Annotated in this window: 14 protein-coding genes; 7 read left to right on the forward strand and 7 right to left on the reverse strand. The window is 59.3% G+C overall.

The window, feature by feature from the left end; genetic code table 11:
- Positions 1–13: 13 nt before the first annotated feature.
- Entirely contained in the window at positions 14–889 is an 876-nt protein-coding gene (locus N5D61_RS07650) for an AraC family transcriptional regulator (RefSeq protein WP_108236791.1), read from the reverse strand.
- 171 nt (positions 890–1,060) lie between these two features.
- On the opposite strand from N5D61_RS07650, the gene N5D61_RS07655 reads away from it, so the two are divergent.
- A complete protein-coding gene (locus N5D61_RS07655) occupies positions 1,061–1,960 on the forward strand; it encodes a DMT family transporter (protein WP_279891812.1) in 900 nt (299 codons plus the stop codon).
- 57 nt (positions 1,961–2,017) lie between these two features.
- Here N5D61_RS07655 and N5D61_RS07660 read toward each other — a convergent pair whose 3' ends face one another.
- Positions 2,018–2,992 carry a D-glycerate dehydrogenase gene (locus N5D61_RS07660; RefSeq protein ID WP_108236793.1) on the reverse strand — a complete coding sequence of 325 codons (975 nt, stop codon included), beginning with the start codon at positions 2,990–2,992 and terminating at the stop codon, positions 2,018–2,020.
- A 225-nt stretch (positions 2,993–3,217) separates the two neighbouring features.
- A complete protein-coding gene (locus N5D61_RS07665; protein ID WP_108236794.1) occupies positions 3,218–4,165 on the reverse strand; it encodes a LysR family transcriptional regulator in 948 nt (315 codons plus the stop codon).
- 181 nt (positions 4,166–4,346) lie between these two features.
- Between N5D61_RS07665 and N5D61_RS07670 the strand changes: the two genes are divergently transcribed.
- From N5D61_RS07670 to N5D61_RS07685, 4 genes are all read left to right on the forward strand, one after another.
- On the forward strand, positions 4,347–5,858 hold the full coding sequence (locus N5D61_RS07670) for an efflux transporter outer membrane subunit (protein ID WP_279891816.1): 1,512 nt from the start codon (positions 4,347–4,349) through the stop codon (positions 5,856–5,858).
- 147 nt (positions 5,859–6,005) lie between these two features.
- On the forward strand, positions 6,006–8,204 hold the full coding sequence (locus tag N5D61_RS07675) for an FUSC family protein (protein WP_279891819.1): 2,199 nt from the start codon (positions 6,006–6,008) through the stop codon (positions 8,202–8,204).
- Positions 8,194–8,394, forward strand: coding sequence for a DUF1656 domain-containing protein (locus tag N5D61_RS07680; RefSeq protein WP_108236797.1), 201 nt, complete (start codon positions 8,194–8,196; stop codon positions 8,392–8,394). The genes N5D61_RS07675 and N5D61_RS07680 overlap by 11 nt, the downstream gene beginning before the upstream one ends.
- A gap of 18 nt (positions 8,395–8,412) precedes the next feature.
- Complete coding sequence (locus N5D61_RS07685) at positions 8,413–9,267, forward strand: HlyD family secretion protein (protein WP_108236798.1); 855 nt, start codon at positions 8,413–8,415, stop codon at positions 9,265–9,267.
- Between the two features lie 18 nt (positions 9,268–9,285).
- Here the strand turns inward: N5D61_RS07685 and N5D61_RS07690 are convergent, their stop codons facing one another.
- The 3 genes from N5D61_RS07690 to N5D61_RS07700 all read right to left on the reverse strand — a co-directional run bounded on the left by N5D61_RS07690 (position 9,286) and on the right by N5D61_RS07700 (position 12,891).
- Positions 9,286–11,382 (reverse strand): hypothetical protein, encoded by a 2,097-nt coding sequence (locus tag N5D61_RS07690; RefSeq protein WP_146749655.1) that lies wholly within the window; start codon positions 11,380–11,382, stop codon positions 9,286–9,288.
- Between the two features lie 192 nt (positions 11,383–11,574).
- A complete protein-coding gene (locus N5D61_RS07695; RefSeq protein WP_279891820.1) occupies positions 11,575–12,399 on the reverse strand; it encodes an SDR family oxidoreductase in 825 nt (274 codons plus the stop codon).
- Between the two features lie 27 nt (positions 12,400–12,426).
- The gene (locus N5D61_RS07700; protein ID WP_108237034.1) at positions 12,427–12,891 is read right to left on the reverse strand and encodes a multidrug transporter; all 465 of its coding nucleotides are present in this window, start codon (positions 12,889–12,891) and stop codon (positions 12,427–12,429) included.
- A 142-nt stretch (positions 12,892–13,033) separates the two neighbouring features.
- Here N5D61_RS07700 and N5D61_RS07705 point away from each other — a divergent pair, with 142 nt between their 5' ends.
- The gene (locus N5D61_RS07705) at positions 13,034–15,805 is read left to right on the forward strand and encodes an RHS repeat-associated core domain-containing protein (protein WP_279891822.1); all 2,772 of its coding nucleotides are present in this window, start codon (positions 13,034–13,036) and stop codon (positions 15,803–15,805) included.
- A 96-nt stretch (positions 15,806–15,901) separates the two neighbouring features.
- On the opposite strand, the gene N5D61_RS07710 is transcribed toward N5D61_RS07705, so the two are convergent.
- Positions 15,902–16,006 carry an alginate biosynthesis protein AlgA gene (locus N5D61_RS07710; protein WP_108236802.1) on the reverse strand — a complete coding sequence of 35 codons (105 nt, stop codon included), beginning with the start codon at positions 16,004–16,006 and terminating at the stop codon, positions 15,902–15,904.
- Positions 16,007–16,099: 93 nt separating this feature from the next.
- Here N5D61_RS07710 and N5D61_RS07715 point away from each other — a divergent pair, with 93 nt between their 5' ends.
- Positions 16,100–18,901, forward strand: coding sequence for an RHS repeat-associated core domain-containing protein (locus N5D61_RS07715; protein ID WP_279891824.1), 2,802 nt, complete (start codon positions 16,100–16,102; stop codon positions 18,899–18,901).
- Positions 18,902–18,928: the final 27 nt, after the last annotated feature.

The following is an 18,928-nucleotide window of genomic DNA, read 5'->3' on the forward strand; positions in this document are numbered from 1 at the left end:
TCGGGATGCGTCCTCAGGATTGAAACGCCAGCCGATAGGCCCCCGGCGTTGCGCCCATCGCCTGCCTGAACGTGTTGCTGAAATGGCTGGCACTGGCGAATCCACAGGCCAGCGCAATGTCACCAAAGGGCTGGCGCGTGTTGCGAAGTTGTTCGCGGGCCCGGTTGATGCGGCGGGCGAGCAGGTAGCGGTGTGGCGGCAAACCGAAGCTTTCACGGAACATCCGCGCGAAGTGGTATTCGGACAGCGCGCACAGGTTCGCCAGTTGCCCGAGACTCAGGGGTTCGGCGAGGTTCAGCTCGATGAACTCCACCAGCTGACGACGCAGGTGCGGCGCCAGGCCACCCTTGAGCTTCAGGCCTTCGCGCAGTCCCATCTGGTTGAGCACCATGTGATCGAGCAGGTCATGCGCCAAGCTGCTGGTCTGCAGACGGTCACCCGGTTCGCTCCAGTTCATGCGGATTAAACGATGAAAGCGCTCCGCCTGCGCCTGATCATCGAGGAAGGTGGCTTCGCGCAGCATCATTTCCCGAGGCTCGCGGTCCAGCAACGTGACGCAACGGTGCGCGAAGTCCTCAGGGCTGATGTAAAGGTGAGCCAGCCGGATATCGCCATTGACCACCCATGACGACTGGTGCCCGGCAGGCAATACGCACAGCTTGCCCGGTGCGCCTTTGCGGTCGGGCTGATCTCGGCGGTAAGTCCCTGTGCCACCGTCGATGTAGCAGGACAGGGTATGGTGGCTGGGGGCGTGATAGTCCTGGGCATCGTGGCGGTTGTTCCACAGTGCAGCCACGACGCCATCTCCCAACGAGGCACTTTGCTCCAAGCGCGCATGGGGCGAGCGGTTCAGCGACTGGAATACCTGAATGTGGTCGAGTGGGGGCATGGGGCTGCTCGTGGAACCTTGACTGCCGAGACGTGAACGCCATCGGTTGCGGTGTTTGCATCCTACTCCCTGAGAGGCTCGCTGGCAGCGGGGGAGCACGCAAATGCGCAAGTTTTTGCAAGTGGCGCCGACAGGCGTCGAGCAGACTGGTGGCTCATCGAGGAGCCTGTCATGAACATTTCGTTGTACCTGCTGACCGTCCTGATCTGGGGCACCACCTGGATAGCCCTGAAGCTGCAATTGGGCGAGGTGGCGATTCCGGTGTCGATCGTTTACCGCTTCGCCCTCTCGGCTTTGATTCTGTTCACGCTGCTGTTGGTCAGCGGCAAGTTGCAACGGCTCGGGCGCCGGGGGCAGTTCATTTGCCTGGCGCAGGGGCTTTGCCTGTTCTGCGTCAATTTCATGTGCTTCTACACGGCGAGCCGCTGGATTCCCAGCGGGTTGGTGGCGGTGGTGTTTTCTACCGCCACCTTATGGAATGCGCTCAACGCGCGGGTGTTCTTCAAACAGCAAATCGCTCGCAATGTGCTGGCCGGTGGCGCATTGGGCTTGCTCGGCCTGGGGTGTCTGTTCTGGCCTGAGCTTTCGGGGCACAGCGCCAGTCGCGAAACGCTCATCGGGCTCGGTCTGGCCCTGCTTGGCACGCTGTGCTTCTCGGCGGGCAACATGCTGTCGAGCCTGCAGCAAAAGGCCGGCCTGCGGCCGCTGACCACCAACGCGTACGGCATGTTGTACGGCGCGGCAATGCTGTGTGGGTACTGCCTGATCAGCGGAACACCGTTCGCGTTCGAATGGAATGCCCGCTACATCGGCTCGCTGTTGTACCTGGTGATTCCGGGTTCGGTGATCGGCTTCACGGCGTATCTGACGCTGGTGGGTCGTATGGGCCCGGAACGCGCCGCGTACTGCACCGTGCTGTTCCCCGTGGTAGCGCTCAACGTCTCGGCGTTCGCCGAAGGCTATCAGTGGACCTTGCCCGCCTTGATGGGGCTGGCATTGGTCATGGTGGGTAATGTTCTGGTGTTCAGGAAACCGAAAGCGGTATTGCCGGCAGCGGCCAAGTTGGCCTGAGGTCGGTGCTCTGAGGTGTGTTCCCACGCTGGGCGTGGGAACGGTCCACATGAAGGCTCAGCCCTTCCAGGCCTGGGGGTTTACCAAGTCCCGCGGTTTCTCACCCAACAATGCGGCGCGCAGGTTGCTGTAGGCTCGGTCTGCCATGGCCTGACGGGTTTCATGGGTCGCCGAGCCAATGTGTGGCAAGGTCACGGCATTGCTCAACTGGAACAGCGGCGAGTCGGACAATGGCTCCTTTTCATACACATCCAGCCCAGCACCGCGCAGCGTGCCGTTTTGCAACGCTTCGATCAGGGCCTGTTCGTCGACGATCGGACCGCGTGCGATGTTCACCAGGATTGCGCTTTTTTTCATCAACGCCAGTTCACGCGTGCTGATCAAGTGTCGAGTCTTTTCGCTCAGCGGTACGACCAGGCAGACGAAATCGGATTCGGCCAGCAGTTGATCCAGCGTGCGGAATTGCGCACCCAACGCTTGCTCCACCGCCGGCTTGCGCGAGTTGCCGCTGTACAGGATCGGCATGTCGAACCCTAGTCGCCCGCGACGTGCGACGGCCGCACCGATGTTGCCCATACCCACAATGCCGAGTGTCTTCCCGTAGACATCGGTACCGAACTGCGGCGCCTCGATGCTTCGCGTCCATTTCCCGGCCTTGGTGTAGGCGTCCAATTCGGCCACGCGTCGCGCAGTGCTCATGATCAGCGAGAAACCCAAGTCCGCGGTGCTTTCCGTTAGCACGTCCGGCGTGTTGGTCAACAGGATGCCGCGTTCGCTGAGGTAATCGACATCGTAATTGTCGTAACCGACGGAAATGCTCGACACCACCTGCAGTTGCGCGGCGTTCTCCAACTGCTCGCGGCCCAGCTTGCGGCCCGCTCCGATCATGCCGTGCACGTGGGGCAGGGCATCGTTGAACTGTGCGTTCAAGTCGCCTTTTTTAGGGTCGGGAATGATCACGTTGAAGTCTTGCTGCAGGCGCTCGGCCATTTCCGGGGACACGCGACTGAAGGCAAGGACGGTCTTTTTCATCGGATAGCTTCTCTCGGCAGTTCAGAAGGACGATGCGTAGCACGCTAACATTCTTGTTGGAGGTTGGGCAGGGGGAGCCGCGCAACGGCTTTTGCAGGAGCGCGCTTGCCTTGGGCGGCAATCCGACGATTGCGGTGGGCCACAGCAGGTAGTAGGACTGGCACTCCGCAATCGTCGGAACGCCGCCCAGAGCACGCGCGGTCCGGCAATGGATATCGTTCGCCGTTACACCAACTCTGGCAGGACGTGGGTCTGCAAATCCGCCTCATGGGCCGCCATGATTTCCGGCAGCGAGCCGCGCAGGTATTCCACCCAGGTCTTGATCTTCGCATCCAGATACTGGCGCGACGGGTAAATGGCATACAGGTTCAGCTCGTTCGAGCGGTATTGCGGCAATACGCGGCTCAGCGAGCCGTTACGCAAACCTTCGATGGCCGAATAGATCGGCAGGATGCCCACGCCCATGCCGCTGCTGATGGCAGCCTTCATCGCGTCGGCCGAGTTGACCTGAAAGGGCGAACTGCCGATGGTCACGGTTTCCTGGCCCTCGGGTCCGTCGAATGCCCACTTTTCCAGCGGAAAGGCCGGGCTGACCAGCCGCAGACACGCATGGTTAAGCAGATCCGTCGGCTTCTGCGGCAGCCCGAAGGCTTTGATGTAGGCCGGCGAAGCGCAAAAGATGCTGTAGGTGATGCCCAGCCGCTGCGAAACGAAGCCTGAGTCCGGCAGTTCGCTGGCCAGCACGATGGACACGTCAAACCCTTCTTCGAGCAGGTCCGGCACGCGGTTGGTCATCGTGAGGTCGAATGACACGTCGGGGTGGTTTCGTCGGTAGCGAGCGATAGCATCGATGACGTAATGCTGGCCGACGCCCGTCATGGTATGGACTTTCAATTGCCCGGCAGGGCGTGCATGCGCATCGCTGGCTTCTGCTTCCGCTTCTTCGACGTAAGCAAGGATCTGCTCGCAACGCAGGAGGTAGCGCTTGCCGGCTTCTGTCAGGGCGATGCGGCGAGTGGTGCGGTTCAGGAGGCGGGTTTGCAGATGCGCTTCGAGATTGGAAACAGCGCGGGAAACGTTGGCGGTTGTGGTGTCCAGTTGAGCGGCCGCAGCGGTGAAACTGCCCGCCTGGGCCACGCAACTGAAAGCGCGCATGTTTTGCAGAGTGTCCATGGGCCGTTCTCTGGTGAGATAGCAAATTGTGACATGAAGTTACTGATCTATGTCAGCCATACCAAAGGATTATCTTCCTTTCGGTAACAAAGATTCGCAGAACGCCCGGCTTATCGGCGAAACAGACGCGTCCTAGAATCGCCGCTCGCTTCCACATCTCTCATTTCGGGTAATTGCAGCTGTGCCGCGTCGCATCGTCAGGGGCCTCATGCCCCTCAGTGTCTGGGCTTTAACGTTACTCATCAGCGGCTGCATTGGAACCGGCGGAATTGCCCCTCAGAGCACCACGTTATCGCCAGACAGTCTGGCGACCGACGAGGCCATCAAGGAAGCCGACAAGGATGCCCATTGGCCGGACGGCCAGTGGTGGCGGGCCTATGGCGATGATCAACTCAACCATTGGATCGAGCTGGCGGCGCTGGGCAGTCCCAGCCTGGCGATTGCCGCCGCCCGGGTTCGGCAGGCCAGGGCCATGGCCGGCGTCGCCGAGTCCGCTGAGTCGTTGCACGCTACCGCGGACAGCACTCTCAAACGTCACAACTGGCCCACCGACCCGTTCTACGGCCCCGGCGACCTGTCGAACACCAGTACGTGGGATAACAACGCGTCCATCGGCCTGAGCTATTCCCTGGACCTGTGGGGCAAGGAAAGCAACAGCACCGAGCAGGCGCTGGACATGGCCCATATGAGCGCAGCGCAAGCGCGGCAGGCGCAATTGGAACTGCAGGACAACATCGTCCGCGCCTATATTCAGCTGTCGCTGAACTACGCCCAGCGTGACATCGCCGAGGCGACCCTTGCCCAGCAGGAGCAGATCCTCGAACTGGCTCAGCGTCGGTTGAAGGGGGGGATTGGCACTCACTTCGAGGTGAGTCAGGCACAGGCGCCGCTGCCGGAGACCCACCGCCAGATCGACGCGCTGGATGAAGCCATTGCCCTGAGTCGCAATCAGATCGCAGCCCTGGCTGGAAAGGGGCCGGGCGACGGCGCCAGCCTCAAGCGTCCGACCTTGTCGCTAGGGACAGCACTCAAACTGCCGTCCTCGTTGCCTGCGCAACTGCTGGGCCAGCGCCCTGATGTCGTGGCCAGCCGCTGGCGCGTGGCGGCCCAGGCTCGGGGCATCGACGTCGCCCATGCCGGCTTCTACCCCAACGTCGACTTGATGGGCAGCCTCGGTTACATGGCCACCGGTGGCGGGATGCTGGAGTTTCTCACCGGTAAGAAATTCAACTACAGCGTGGGCCCCGCCGTCACGTTGCCCATCTTCGATGGCGGGCGTCTGCGGTCGGAACTGGGTGTGGCATCGGCGGGGTACGACGCTGCGGTAGGGCAGTACAACCAAACCTTGATCAATGCGCTCAAGAACATTTCCGATCAGTTGATTCGCCGCGAGTCGATGAGCAAACAGCAAGTCTTCGCCGATCAATCGGTGGCGGCTGCGCAGAAGACTTACGACATCGCAAGGGTCGCCTATCAACGCGGCCTGACCGATTACCTCAATGTGCTCAACGCGCAAACGTTGCTGTTTCATCAGGAGCAGGTTCAGCAGCAGGTACAGGCCGCTCGTCTGACCGTTCACGCCGAATTGGTGGTGGCGCTGGGTGGGGGATTGATGGCAGGGAACGATTCGCCAGCGGCTGAAAAAACCGTCGCGCCGAAAACGCCGGTTTCGCTGAGCGTGCTGGGACGGTGATCAGATGAATGTTCCGCCAGACAAACAGGCCACTTCGTCGGATGTGCCGCCCAGGCCCAGCGCGCGCCTCCAAGGGATCGCATTCCAACGTAGGAGCGCGCTTGTCCGCGATATCGTCCTATCGGGCGATACAGGGCCTTTGTTGAAATGACCACCGTCCTGCGTTGGCTCAAATCCCTGGAATTGCGTCGCGAACTCAACGGCTGGGCGCGCAGTGACGGGGTAACCTGGGTGTATATCTTCAAGGTACTGATCGCCGCCTTCCTCACGTACTGGATCGCGATGCGCCTCGAACTGCCGCAGCCACGCACGGCCATGATCACGGTGTTCATCGTGATGCAGCCGCAGAGCGGGCACGTGTTCGCCAAGAGTTTCTATCGCCTGCTCGGCACGGTGGCGGGGTCCGTGGCGATGGTGATCATGATGGCGCTCTTCCCCCAGGACAGTGCGCCGTTTCTGACCCTGATGGCGCTATGGGTAGGCTTTTGTTGCGCAGGGGCTGCGCGTTATCGCAACTTTCGCGCCTACGGGTTCGTCCTGGCGGGCTACACCGCAGCCTTCACCGGGCTTCCGGCGCTCGCGCACCCGGAAACGTCGTTCATGGCAGCGGTCTGGCGGTTGCTGGAAATCTCACTGGGCATCGTCTGTTCGACATTGATCAGCGCGGCGATCCTGCCGCAGAGTTCCGGCGTTGCCATGCGCAACACGGTGTATCAGCGATTTGGCGTATTCGCCCGATTCGTGATCGATGGACTGCGCGGGCAGAGTAATCCCGAGGCGTTCGAGGCCAGCAACGTGCGTTTCATCGCCGATGCCGTTGGCCTCGAGGGCCAGCGTGCGGTGACCGTTTTCGAAGACCCGCACATGCGCCGCCGCAACGGTCGTCTGAACCGATTGAACAGCGAGTTCATGACCATCACCACGCGCTTCAACGCCCTGCACCAGCTGCTCGAACGTTTGCGCCGCCGTGGCCTGACGCCGGCTGTCCAGGCCATCGAGCCGGGGCTCGACGCGCTGGGCGGATTGCTCGAGCCCTTTGCCGGACGCGCCCTGACCGATGCGGACGCTGCGCTGCTGGCCACGCGTTTGAGCGCCTTCAAATCCGAGATGCCCGACCACGTCCGCAGCCTGCGTGCCGAATTCGTCAAGACGGACCCCAGCGACGACGACTTGCTGGACTTCCACACGGCGTACGAGCTGCTCTATCGCTTCGTCGATGACATGCACGACTACGCGCAGACCCACGCTTCGCTGGCCGACCATCGTCACGCGCGCGAGAAGTGGGTCGAGCCATTCGTATCGACCACTAACTGGACGCTGTCGCTGGCGTCCGGTCTGCGGGCGCTGGTGATCATGGCCGTGCTGTCGTGGTACTGGGTCGCGACCGCCTGGCCAAGCGGGGCGATGATGACGTTAGTGTCGGCGGCCACGGTCGCGTTGTCGGCCACCACGCCCAATCCCCGCCGCATGTCCTTCCAAATGGCGTGCGGGACCTTCATCGGGGCGCTCCTCGGGTTTTTCATCACGTTCTTCGTGCTGCCGCGGATCGACGGTTTTGCGCTGCTGTGCATGGTGTTGGCCCCGGTGTTCGCGGTGGGGGCGTTTCTCACCACGCGGCCGCAGTGGGCGGGGTATGGGCTGGGCTTGCTGATCTTCTTCAGCATCGGTTCGGCGCCGGACAACCTCACGGTGTACAACCCTTATGCGTTCATCAACGACTACATCGGCATGGTCATCGGCATGCTGTTATGCGCCGCGGCGGGGGCTATCATCCTGCCGCCCAACAGTCGCTGGTTCTGGCGGCGACTGGAAAGCGATCTGCGCCAGCAGGTGAGTTTTGCCATCAGCGCCCCTTTGCGCGGCATCCGCTCCAGTTTCGAAAGCCGCACCCGGGACCTCATGCACCAGGCGTACGGGTTGGCAGCGGGCCAGCCGCAGGTGCAGCGCAATTTGTTGCGCTGGATGTTCGTGGTGTTGGAAGTCGGCCACGCAATCATCGAACTGCGTCGCGAGCAGGACGCGCTTCCCGTGCATCCGAGCTACGCCTCATCCCAGCCCTGGCAACAAGCGGTTCGTGCCATGGGGCGGGCGTTGGTGCGGCTGTTCATCCAACCCGATCACCACAACCTGGCGCGTTGCCTGTATGCGGTGGACCACGCGATCAACTGCGTGCAGAACACCGACGAGCCGTTCGCCCCGCATTTCGACACGTCGGCGCTGCGCCGGGTGAAGAGCTACCTGCATTTCATCCGGACCTGCCTGCTCGACCCGCAATCACCGCTGGCCGCCTTTGCGCCCGCCCAAGCTGACGCGCAATTGGCGCAAGGACTTTCGCATGCCTCGTGAAATCGCCTTTCACGGCGTTTACATGCCGACCGTGACCCTGATGTTTCTGGTTGCGATGGTGTTGTCTTGGGCGCTGGATCGCTTGATGTCCGGCCTCGATCTGTACCGATTCTTCTGGCATCCGGCGTTACTGCGTCTGGGGCTGTTCAGCTGCATGTTCGGCGCAATGGCGCTGACCGTTTACCGTTAAGGCACATGTGAACTCGAGATGAAAAAACTCATCAGTCTGATCGCGACATTATTGATCCTGGCACTGGCCATCTGGATAGGCCGCCTGCTGTGGATTCACTACATGGACACCCCGTGGACCCGCGACGGTCGTGTCCGGGCCGACGTGATCAATGTCGCCGCCGACGTCAGCGGTGTGGTCATCGACGTGCCTGTCAAGGACAACCAACCCGTGAAGAAAGGCGACCTGCTGATGCAGATCGACCCCGATCACTACCAGTTGGCGGTCAAGCAGGCTGAGGCCGTGGTGGCGTCGCGCAAGGCGACCTGGGAGATGCGCAAGGTCAATGCCGCCCGCCGCAAGGACATGGATGCGCTGGTGATCTCGGCTGAAAACCGCGAAGACGCCTCCAATGTCGCTAACTCGGCCCAGGCCGACTACCAACTCGCGATCGCCCAACTGGAGGCCGCGCAACTGAACCTGCAGCGCACTCGCGTGCTGGCGGCGGTCGATGGCTACGTTACCAACCTCAACGTCCATCGCGGCGACTACGCGCGTATCGGTGAGGCGAAAATGGCCGTCGTCGACAAAAACTCGTTTTGGGTTTACGGCTTTTTCGAAGAAACCAAGTTGCCTCATCTCACCGTCGGCGACCCGACCGACATGCAGTTGATGAGTGGCGAAGTGATGAAGGGGCATGTGGAAAGCATTGCGCGGGCCATTTATGACCGGGACAACCCGGAAAGCCGCGAGCTGATTGCCGACGTCAACCCCACCTTCAACTGGGTGCGCCTGGCCCAGCGCGTGCCGGTACGCATTCATCTGGACAGCGTACCGGCAGGCGTGGTCCTGGCGGCGGGGATGACCTGTACGGTGATCGTGAATCCTCAGTGAGGGACGCGCGCCCGTGGATCAGTCGATCGGCACCTCAATGCTCTCGACGGCGTACGCAGCGGTGATCCCGGCGGCCAGGACCGATGTCGTCGTCGCTGTGACAGCCACGCCAGCCAACGTTTCGCGGATGATCTTTATCGTGAGATCCCGGACGTAGTGCTTGAGGGCCGGGTTGTTGGGAATGAAGACCCCCGCCGAGTTGTAGGCCCCCAGAATGCTGCTGGGGGGAATGTTTTCACCGAAGTTGATCTCGGTCGGCTTGTAGCGAATTTTGTTCGCCTGCGTCGGATGCCTGGCGTTGTGATGGTTCTGGTAGAGGTGATAGCCATCCAGTTTCCGCGCGTCGATCAGATAGGTGTGCCCTCCCTTTTGACCGCCGTAGACGAACGCGCCGGTGTGTTCCCGGTAGTAATAGGCGGAGGTCGAAATGCCTCTGCCGTCGAGTCCGAGTGCGTTGGGGTCACCGCCAAAGCCTCCGCGCACACCCGTGATCTGATGAATGTCTTTCTGAATTTCGAAGGCGGGTGTCCTGAGTTCGAAACCCTTGGCGAAAATTTCCTCAGGCGGGCGCATGTCGCCCCTGAAGACCTTGCCTCGATACACCACCAGATCGTGACCTTCCACGTGCCTGTTCAACAGCCGAGCATCCGTTTCTACCAGCCGCTGAGCATGCTCCGGCCCCCGGCGAAGCCTGTCGACCAGCTCCCCTTTGATGCGTTTGAGGTCCCCCGAGTGTGGCTTGATCATATCGGGGGGTGAGACCTGACCGTGAAAGGTTTGGGCCTTTCTCAAGTGCTTCAAGATCCTGGTGCTGATCCGGGTTCTGGTGATGGCTGACAGCGTCTTGCCAGCCAAGGCAACACCGAGCGGCACGACGATCCCGCTGATGCTTTCATAAAGTGCAGCCTCGTATTGAGCACTTGCCTGTTCGGGTATATCGGCTTGTGCGCCGCGAATGGCCTCCAGTACGGCAGCACTCTGCCCGAGCAGAAAGCTGGCCAGCAAGCGTACTGACATACCGCCCGCAGGCCCCAGCGGAAGTGTCGACAACAGTGCGAGCGTCTTGAGGATGAACACCCCTGCGTCCAAAGCCTGGTCCAACAGTCGCTCGCCATCGGTCGACACCAAGGTGTCCATATCTGAAACCATGCGCTCGATCTGAAGGGTATTGAGGGTCTCGAAAATGTCTTCGGCAGGAGGAAAGCTCAACGCCGGCCGCGCGCGCGGAGGGACACTGATGTAAGACATGATCGGCCGCAGCTTGTAGTCCCCCAGACTTAGCTGGTCATACAGCGCAAGTCGTTGAAGAATCGCACGGCGAAACACAGGCATCTGAATGAAGACATTGCGGTATTTCATGGGTAGCACATGAACCGCGTTGCCTTGGGGGTCACCCAGAAATATCACCAGCCCGCCATGAGTGGGTTCATCTGCGCAGGGCAAATAGGCCACCTGTCCTACGGTGTAGATCCTGCTGCGGGTTCGGAGCTCTACCAGTCGAAGTTTGACCTCACCCCGGAGGTACGCCCGCGCCGTCTCCCGGTAGACGGGCGGCGCATCGTCACGCATGGCGAAATTCTCCAAGTGCGTATCGGCCTCGACAGACAGCAGCAGCTTCGAAAGTCTCTTTGCGTTCGGCGTCTTCAAGCGTCGCTCGACTTCAGCCGTGTATCGGGCCTGGAGATTTGCCGATTCCAATGCAGTGATCAGATCTTCGGGGTAATCGTCAGGCCACACGACGCTCACTGCAGTCTCGGCTGCCAGCGCACGCCGATAGGTGTCGGTAACGATTTCCCGAAGAGTAAAGTTCTGGCTTCTCAGAGGGAAAAGCTCACCGGAGATCGAGATCAGCCCACTGGATTCCTTGTAGGTCTCTCGAAATTGCACCTTGATCCCCGTCTCGGCGCTGATTTGCTGTTTCAACTCGTCCGGGGCTGTAGACGCACTGACGATCTCACCTATCGCGGTGTCGATGTATTGCAGCGGATCCAGCAGGCTCGGATCGTAGACATCGTCGATCAAGGCGATCATTTCGTCGCTCAGACGCGTCAGCGCCTCTTCGCTCAAATCCTCGGGGGCGGCTGGCCCATCATGTAACGCAGTATCTGTACTCATGGCATCTTCCTTGATAATGAGCGGCTTCATCCAGAAGCCTTTGGTCGGGTCCTTCTTCGGGACACAGCCGAGAGTATGACGCGACGAGTTTTCCGACGCTGAAAGGATATTTACCGAGTGACAGGCGAAAAGGCGTCACGGGGCTTGGCCGTTTCTTACGCGCGTTAGAGAAAACGGCGTGGTTGGGGTCAGTTAAAGCGAAGCATCCAGTTTGAATCGCTTGCGCAGGATCCTTTCCAGCAGCGCTTTGGGCAGAAGCCTCGCCATCAGCGGCAGCGCGCGGCTGCCATTGCCGGAGCGCAGCAGACGCGGCGGTTGGCGTCGTTGCACGGCATCGAGCACGTCTCGGGCGAAATCGGCGGCATGGGTGGGGTGGGTTTGCGAGGCATTGGCGCGGGCCCGTACGCCTTCGCGCAGTGGCCACCACGGCGAGCTTTCCCGAATGACCTGTTCGGCTTCATGGCTGGCGTTTTTGGCGAACTGCGTGTCGATTGCGCCGGGTTGCACCTCCATGACGCGCACACCGAACGGAGCCAGTTCCATGCGCAGCGCATCGCTCAGCGAACCGACCGCCGCTTTTGACGCGCAGTAAGCGCCGCCAAAAGGCGTCGTCAGCACTCCCGAGACGCTGCCGATGTTCACCACCAAACCTTTGTTCTGGCGCAGCAGTGGGAACACTGCTCGGGTCACGCCGACGATGGAAAACACGTTGGTTTCGAACTGTCTGCGAATCGCCTCGACACCGCCATCGAGCAATGGCCCGATTCCGCCGTATCCTGCGTTGTTGATCAGCACATCCAGCCCTTTGCCAAGCTGAAGGAGCTCATTCGCCAGCCGCTCGACGGCTGCACTGTCGTTCACATCGAGTTCCACCGCTTGAAAACCGGCCGCTGCCAATGCTTGGACATCGCCTGTCTTGCGCGCCGTTGCCCACACCTCATGTCCGGCCCCTTTGAAGGCATCCGCCATGGCGCGGCCGATGCCGCTGGAGCAACCGGTGATCAGAATGACAGCCATCGTGATCCATTCCTTGAAGTCAAAGGGTTAGCCGGAAAACGTCCCTTGCAGGCGCTCGGCGCGAAATTCCAGGGTTTGCGGCCGATAGCCGTTACGCAAGGGGGGCATCGGGAGGCAATCCTGCCACTGGCTGCCCGGCAGTAGTTCGCCGGGGCCGCGATAGCGTGGTGCAGTGTAGGTGTCGTCCGCGAGGTTGACGGTATCGCCCGGGGCATAAGCGGCGACTTTCCAGCGCAACTCCTGCAGTGGAACGTCGTTGCCATTGTCAATCAGCACCAGCAGCGGGCGACCGACCGGGCATTGCTGTGGGGCGTAGTTGACGCGCAGTTGAAGACGCTCCAAGCGCTGAGCATCGCGCTTGTCCTCCCAGACCACGAACCCCGCGACGATTCCCAACCCAATGGCGGCTGCCATTGAGACCGGCAAGGCTTTGGCCGGATAGCGCAGCAGCAGAATCAGCCAGGTGAAGATCAGTACGGCGCCGATGATCATGAATTCCGTCTCGCGAAGGCAGATGAGGGCATCGTACCGAAAGGGAAGAGGGGAGACCAAGCGGCGTTCTCCAGACAGACGGTTCAGAGTGAGAGCCATGCCGCACTAATCTTTGAGACAGATCGCAAAGGATTGCAAACCCATGGCGTCTCTCTCCGCGCTGCATGCGAACACCCCCACGCTAACCGTGAGCGAATCTCGCGGCTATCTGGTGCGTGATGTGTCTTTTTTTAGAGCAGACAGTGATGACGTTCCCCTGGAACGGGTTGATCGTTCTGCTTACGATCCCAGTGGCCGTCGTGTGGACCGCTGGGACCCCCGATTGTGGGACGCGGCGAATCAGGCCGGAAATGGATCGAGCAATGTGCGAGCGATCCACTCGCTCTCGGGGCAAGTGCTTCTGAGTGACAGCGTCGATGCAGGCTGCGACGTCGAGTTGTTGAGCGAAGCGGGGGCGAGTGTCTGTCGCTGGGGCGCCAAAGGCCAGTGGCAGCGGGTGGAGTACGATACGTCGCTTCGGCCTGTTGCGATCTTTGAAGGTGATGATTCGGTAGAGACCTGTGTCGAGAGGTTGACCTACGGCAGGCCTGATCAGGCTGAGAGCAACCGTTGCAGCTTGTTGATTCGACACGATGATCCGGCGGGTTCGCTCAGCAGCGACGCCTTTTCCCTGAGTGGTGAACTGACGCAGCAGACGCGGCGATTCCTGAATACGCTCGATGACGCTGATTGGCCTGAGGCCTTGGCCGAGCGTGATCAACTGCTGGAATCCGAGGAAGGCGCCACGACGTGCTGGATGTTCGGCGTGTTAGGAGACAAGATTCGGCAGGTCGATGCTGAAGGCAACACTCAAAGCTTTAGGCACACCGTCGCCGGGCAGTTGGTGTTCACACACGTTCAACCGACAGAACAGGCCGTTCAAACGCTGGTGAGGGACATTCGTTATGACGCGCACGGACGCATTGCGTCAGAGACGGCAGGCAATGGGCTTGTTATAACGCTGACGTACGACGCCCTCGACGGTCGTCTGACACGGCTGCTTAGCGGTGACGGGCGTCTGCAGGATTTGCACTATGCCTATGACCCAGTGGGCAATGTCGTCAGTATTGAGGACCGGGCGCAGCCTACACGCTATTTCGCCAATCAACAGATCGAGCCTTTGCGTACATTTGCCTACGACACGCTGTATCAACTGATCGAGGCAACGGGTTACGAATCCGCTGCCGCCAATCGCGGCCCTCGCTCGTTTTCCACAGCGACCGGACTGAGCAATTACACCCAGCGCTATGAATATGACGCTGGGGGTAATCTCAAAAAGATGATTCACACAGGCGCGCAAAATCATACTCGCGTGTTTGCCACAGCACAGGACAGTAATCGTACGCTGCTGCGAAACGGCGATCGTCCACCGAGCGAGGAAGACATTGCTCAGGGCTTCGATGCCAGTGGCAATTTGCGGGAACTGGCGCCGGGTCAGCGACTGAGCTGGGATTCACGTAATCAGCTCAGTGAAGTGACGCCAGTCGAGCGGGATACCGGTGCAGATGACAGCGAGGTTTATCGCTACGACGCCGCAGGAAAGCGACTGCGCAAAGTGCGTGTTACCCAAGCTAAAGCAGCGGTCACTCATACCCACGAGGTGCGCTATCTACCGGGCCTGGAAATCCGCACCAACAGCGCGACCGGTGAAGTGCTGCATGTGATTGTCGCATCGGCAGGGCGCAGTGATGCCCGCGTGTTGCATTGGCAAGCCGGACGCCCCTCGGAAATCGACAACGACCAGATTCGCTACAGCCTCTCGGATCACCTGGGGTCCAGTGCGATGGAACTGGATCAAACGGGGCATTTGATTAGTCATGAGGTGTTTTACCCCTATGGTGAGACGGCTCGGTTTGCGGCGAGAAGCGATGTTGAGGCTGCGTACAAGACGGTGCGTTATTCGGGGAAAGAGCGGGATGTGACGGGACTTTATTACTACGGATTGAGGTATTACGCACCGTGGTTGATGCGATGGGTGAGTCCGGATCCTGATGGCGAGAACGGCGGAATTAATCAGTTTTGTTTCTGCAAAAGCTCACCGATTCGATACGGTGATCCTGATGGCGCTGCTCCATACGATGTACCTCTTACTGTAATGGTCGCGAGCGGGCTGGGAGCGTTCAGTCCAAGTCAGTTGGCTAAAGTCAGGCAAGCTCTGGACATTTCTTCGGACTTTGTCACTCGCACTCGCGATGAATTGCTCAAGAGCAGGCCGGGCGCGGGAGTTACCAAAGCGTTCGACGCCGCATTCGGTAAGCTGGATGAAGGGCTTCGTATACAGACTATGCATGCTGTCGCTGAGGAACTGGATAAGCAGAGGAAACTTCTGGTTTCCTTCGGCACACCCGAGGCAGATTTGGAGATAGAACTTTTTGATGGGCCGAAAAACATGCAGGGTGCGGCGGATTTATTGGGAGAGTTCGGGGATACTGCCGGGAATATCCGACTATTCAAATCTCACGTCGAGAATGACCATGTATTGCGAATTGCGCATACGCTTGTGCATGAAACTGCTCACGCTGCCAATTTTGCCCGCGATACACATTACTACCATGTCCCGTTTCTTGACGCTGAGGCAAGCGAGAATGAAGTTAAAAGCTGGTCAAAAAAGGTTAGGCAGTCACTACGTCGCATTGCTCGGCAGGCACCTGTCGAGACCGGTTCAACTGGCCCCGAATACATCGAGGTCATGCAGGCGATTACAGAGCACGCCGAGAGTCCCGAGCAGCGCAAGGGAGCTTTTCTAAACATCCCCTCTGTCAGGGCGTCACTGTTGCGAATGAATGCTGATACAACGGCTTCGCTGGTGATGGCAACAAGGCTTCCAGAGAAATGGTGGCGGTCTGTCAATCGTCCTGTTCAAAGGGCTAGCTAACCTCCATTTGATGTTTGCTGGCAAAACCGCCCACCACTGCGGATGGGGAATACGCAGAAGGCGGGCGGGGCAGTACAACGGTTTTTTACAGACCGATCAACGGGCGATGGTCTGAGTCTTCACACCTACATCGATACCCGGCGTCGAACGGCCGTAGACGTCTTCGAAACGTTCGATGTCGTCCTCGTGGGAAGAGACCAAACGGCACCTTGGCCGGCCTTCGGATCGGAGGTCAGTTACCGGAAAAACGTCGCACTAATCTTGGAAGAGATACCGCCAAGGATTGCACCCATCATGTCCTCTCTCTCCAGGCTGCACGCCCACACGCCCACGTTGACCGTGAACGAGCCGCGCGGTTTGCCGATTCGAGCTGTGTCTTTTTATCGTTCAGGGGTAGATGCCCTGCCTTCGGAACGTGTTGATCGTTCGGCGTTCGATGCATCGAGCAGGCTGGTCTTTCGTTGGGATCCGCGTTTATGGATCGCCGCCAACGGGACGAGCGATGCTCCCAGCAACCTGCACAATCTTCATTCGCTGTCCGGGCGAGTGCTGCTCACTGACAGTGTCGATGCGGGCTGTGCTGTCGAGTTGTTGAACGAGGCTGGAGCACGCGCATGTCGCTGGGGGGCGAAAGACCACGTGCAGCGGGTGGAGCACGACGGGCTGCTTCGGCCGGTTGCGATCTTCGAAGGCGAGGGTTCGGACGAGCGATGTTTGGAGCGGATGAGCTATGGCGGGGCTGATCTTGCAGAGCGTAATCAGTGCGGGCAACTGATCCGACACGATGACCCGGCGGGTTCACTGTTCAACGAGGCATTTGCGATCACGGGTGGCATCACGCAGCAGGCGCGTCGATTTTTGACGGTGCTCGATACGCCCGACTGGCCAGAAGCCCTGAACGAGCGAGACGCCTTGCTGGAGGCCGGAGAGGGCTATCCGACGCGTTGGCAGTTTTCGGCAACAGGTGACGCCATCAGGCAAACCGACGCGATGGGCCATCTTCGCCTGTCGACATTTGCCCCGTCGGGGCTGCTCAAAGGGAGCCACTTGCAGCTGGTGGGCCAGGCGGTACAAGCGCTGAGCATCGACGTTACTTATGACGCACAGGGGCGCGTTGAGTCTGAAACCGCCGGAAATGGTGTGGTCACTTCGCACATTTTCGATAAGGCGGACAGCCGATTACTCAATCTGCGAGTGGATGACGGTCGGCTGCAAGACCTCCATTACGCCTATGACCCGGTTGGCAATGTGCTGAGCATCGAAGATAAGGCGCAGCCCACGCGCTACTTCGCCAATCAGCAAATCGAACCCCTGCGCACGTTCGCTTACGATTCGTTGTATCAATTGATCAATGCGACGGGGTACGAGTCGGCGGTTGCCTCTCGTGGACCTGATGCGCTCGGTTTTTCCACGGCCGCGGATTTACGCAATTACACCCAGCATTATGAATACGACGCCGGAGGCAATCTGCAGAAGATGGTCCATACGGGTGCGCAAAATCACACACGGTTGTTCTCCACTGCACGCTATAGCAATCGGACATTGCTGCAAACGGGTGATCAACCGCCCAGTGAAGAAAACATCGCGCAGGGCTTCGATGCTGCGGGCAACTTACGGGAGCTGGCGCCGGGGCAGCGCTTGAGTTGGGATGTGCGCAATCAGATCAGTGAAGTCACCCCGGTTAAGCGAGAATCCGGGGTCAACGACCATGAAGTTTATCGATACGACGCCGCAGGAGAACGGCTGCGCAAGGTGCGTGTCATTCGTGCCAGAGCGGTGACGCACGTGAGTGAGGTGCGTTATCTGCCGGGGCTGGAAATCCGTACGATCGAGGCGACGGGCGAAGCGCTGCAGATCGTCGTTGCGGAGGCGGAAGGTCGCGATGTACGCGTGTTGCATTGGGAAGCGGGACGCCCAGCGAACATTGACAATGATCAAGTGCGTTACAGCCTCAAGGATCATCTCGGGTCGAGCACCTTGGAGCTGGATCAAGCGGGGCAACGCATCAGCCAAGAAGCGTATTACCCCTACGGGGAGACAGCGTGGTTCGCTGCGAGAAGTGAGGTTGAGGCGACCTACAAAACGGTCCGGTATTCCGGAAAGGAACGGGATGCGACAGGGCTTTATTACTATGGATTGAGGTATTACGCGCCTTGGTTAATGCGGTGGATCAACCCTGATCCTATGGGCGAGGTCGGAACTCTTAATCTGTACAAAATGGTGAATAACAGTCCGTTGGTATTCGTCGATAACGATGGGCAAAAGCCCGAAATCCCCAAGGAGATCCACTACATCTGGATAGGGAAAAGTAAGGCGATGCATAAATATTTCCCTAACATCAAGGATGCCTCAGTACTCAATCCGCAATACAGCGTGAGGGTGCATCTGGATCTTGGAACGGGCGACACAGGCTTTGAAAAAATCAAAGAGCAATTCAAGGATTCTCGAAATGTCAGTGTGACACGACTACGTGAAGAGCCTTTTTTTTTGGATTTCGCTCGTTCACCCTCCTATCAGGCCTACTCCGATCTTTTTGGAGACGACCCTCGAAACTACGCCTCCGCTACGGATGTTCTCAGGTACAGCATGATCAATCATTACGGGGGAATTTATGTCGACATGGACGACGAATTCAGGCGAGGTATTAGGTCTGACGACTTTGCAGTCAAGAAAAACCGGGTTTTTACGATGTCCCCTGTCAATCCGCCTTGGGCGAAGACTGAATACGTCATCAACAACAATGCTTTTGCCTCTCATCGTCAGAACAGCGCGTTGAATGCCCTTATCGATGAAGTCAGCAAAGCTTATCAAGCTCGTGAGACCGAGAATTTGGGCGTGGCGTTGAGCGCTATGCCCTCCAGCACGGCGGATGAAGTTTCCGCGAAGTTGAAGATTGTTTCAGATGTCACGGGACCGGCGGTGTTTACGCGCGTGTTGACTCGTCATGACCCCAAACTTAGAAAGTTGTTTGAAGCGACAATAGCATTTGATCAAGGAGGCACGATAAAAAATCGGGTTCGGCACCGGCAGCAGTTAAAAAAAAGGATGCCAATGAGGCAATTTCTCAGTATCGGCTCTGCTCATTCCTGGCTATAAAAAAGCCCCCACCCACCCTCTGCGGAT

Source organism: Pseudomonas sp. GD03842 (assembly GCF_029841165.1).
GTDB lineage: Bacteria > Pseudomonadota > Gammaproteobacteria > Pseudomonadales > Pseudomonadaceae > Aquipseudomonas.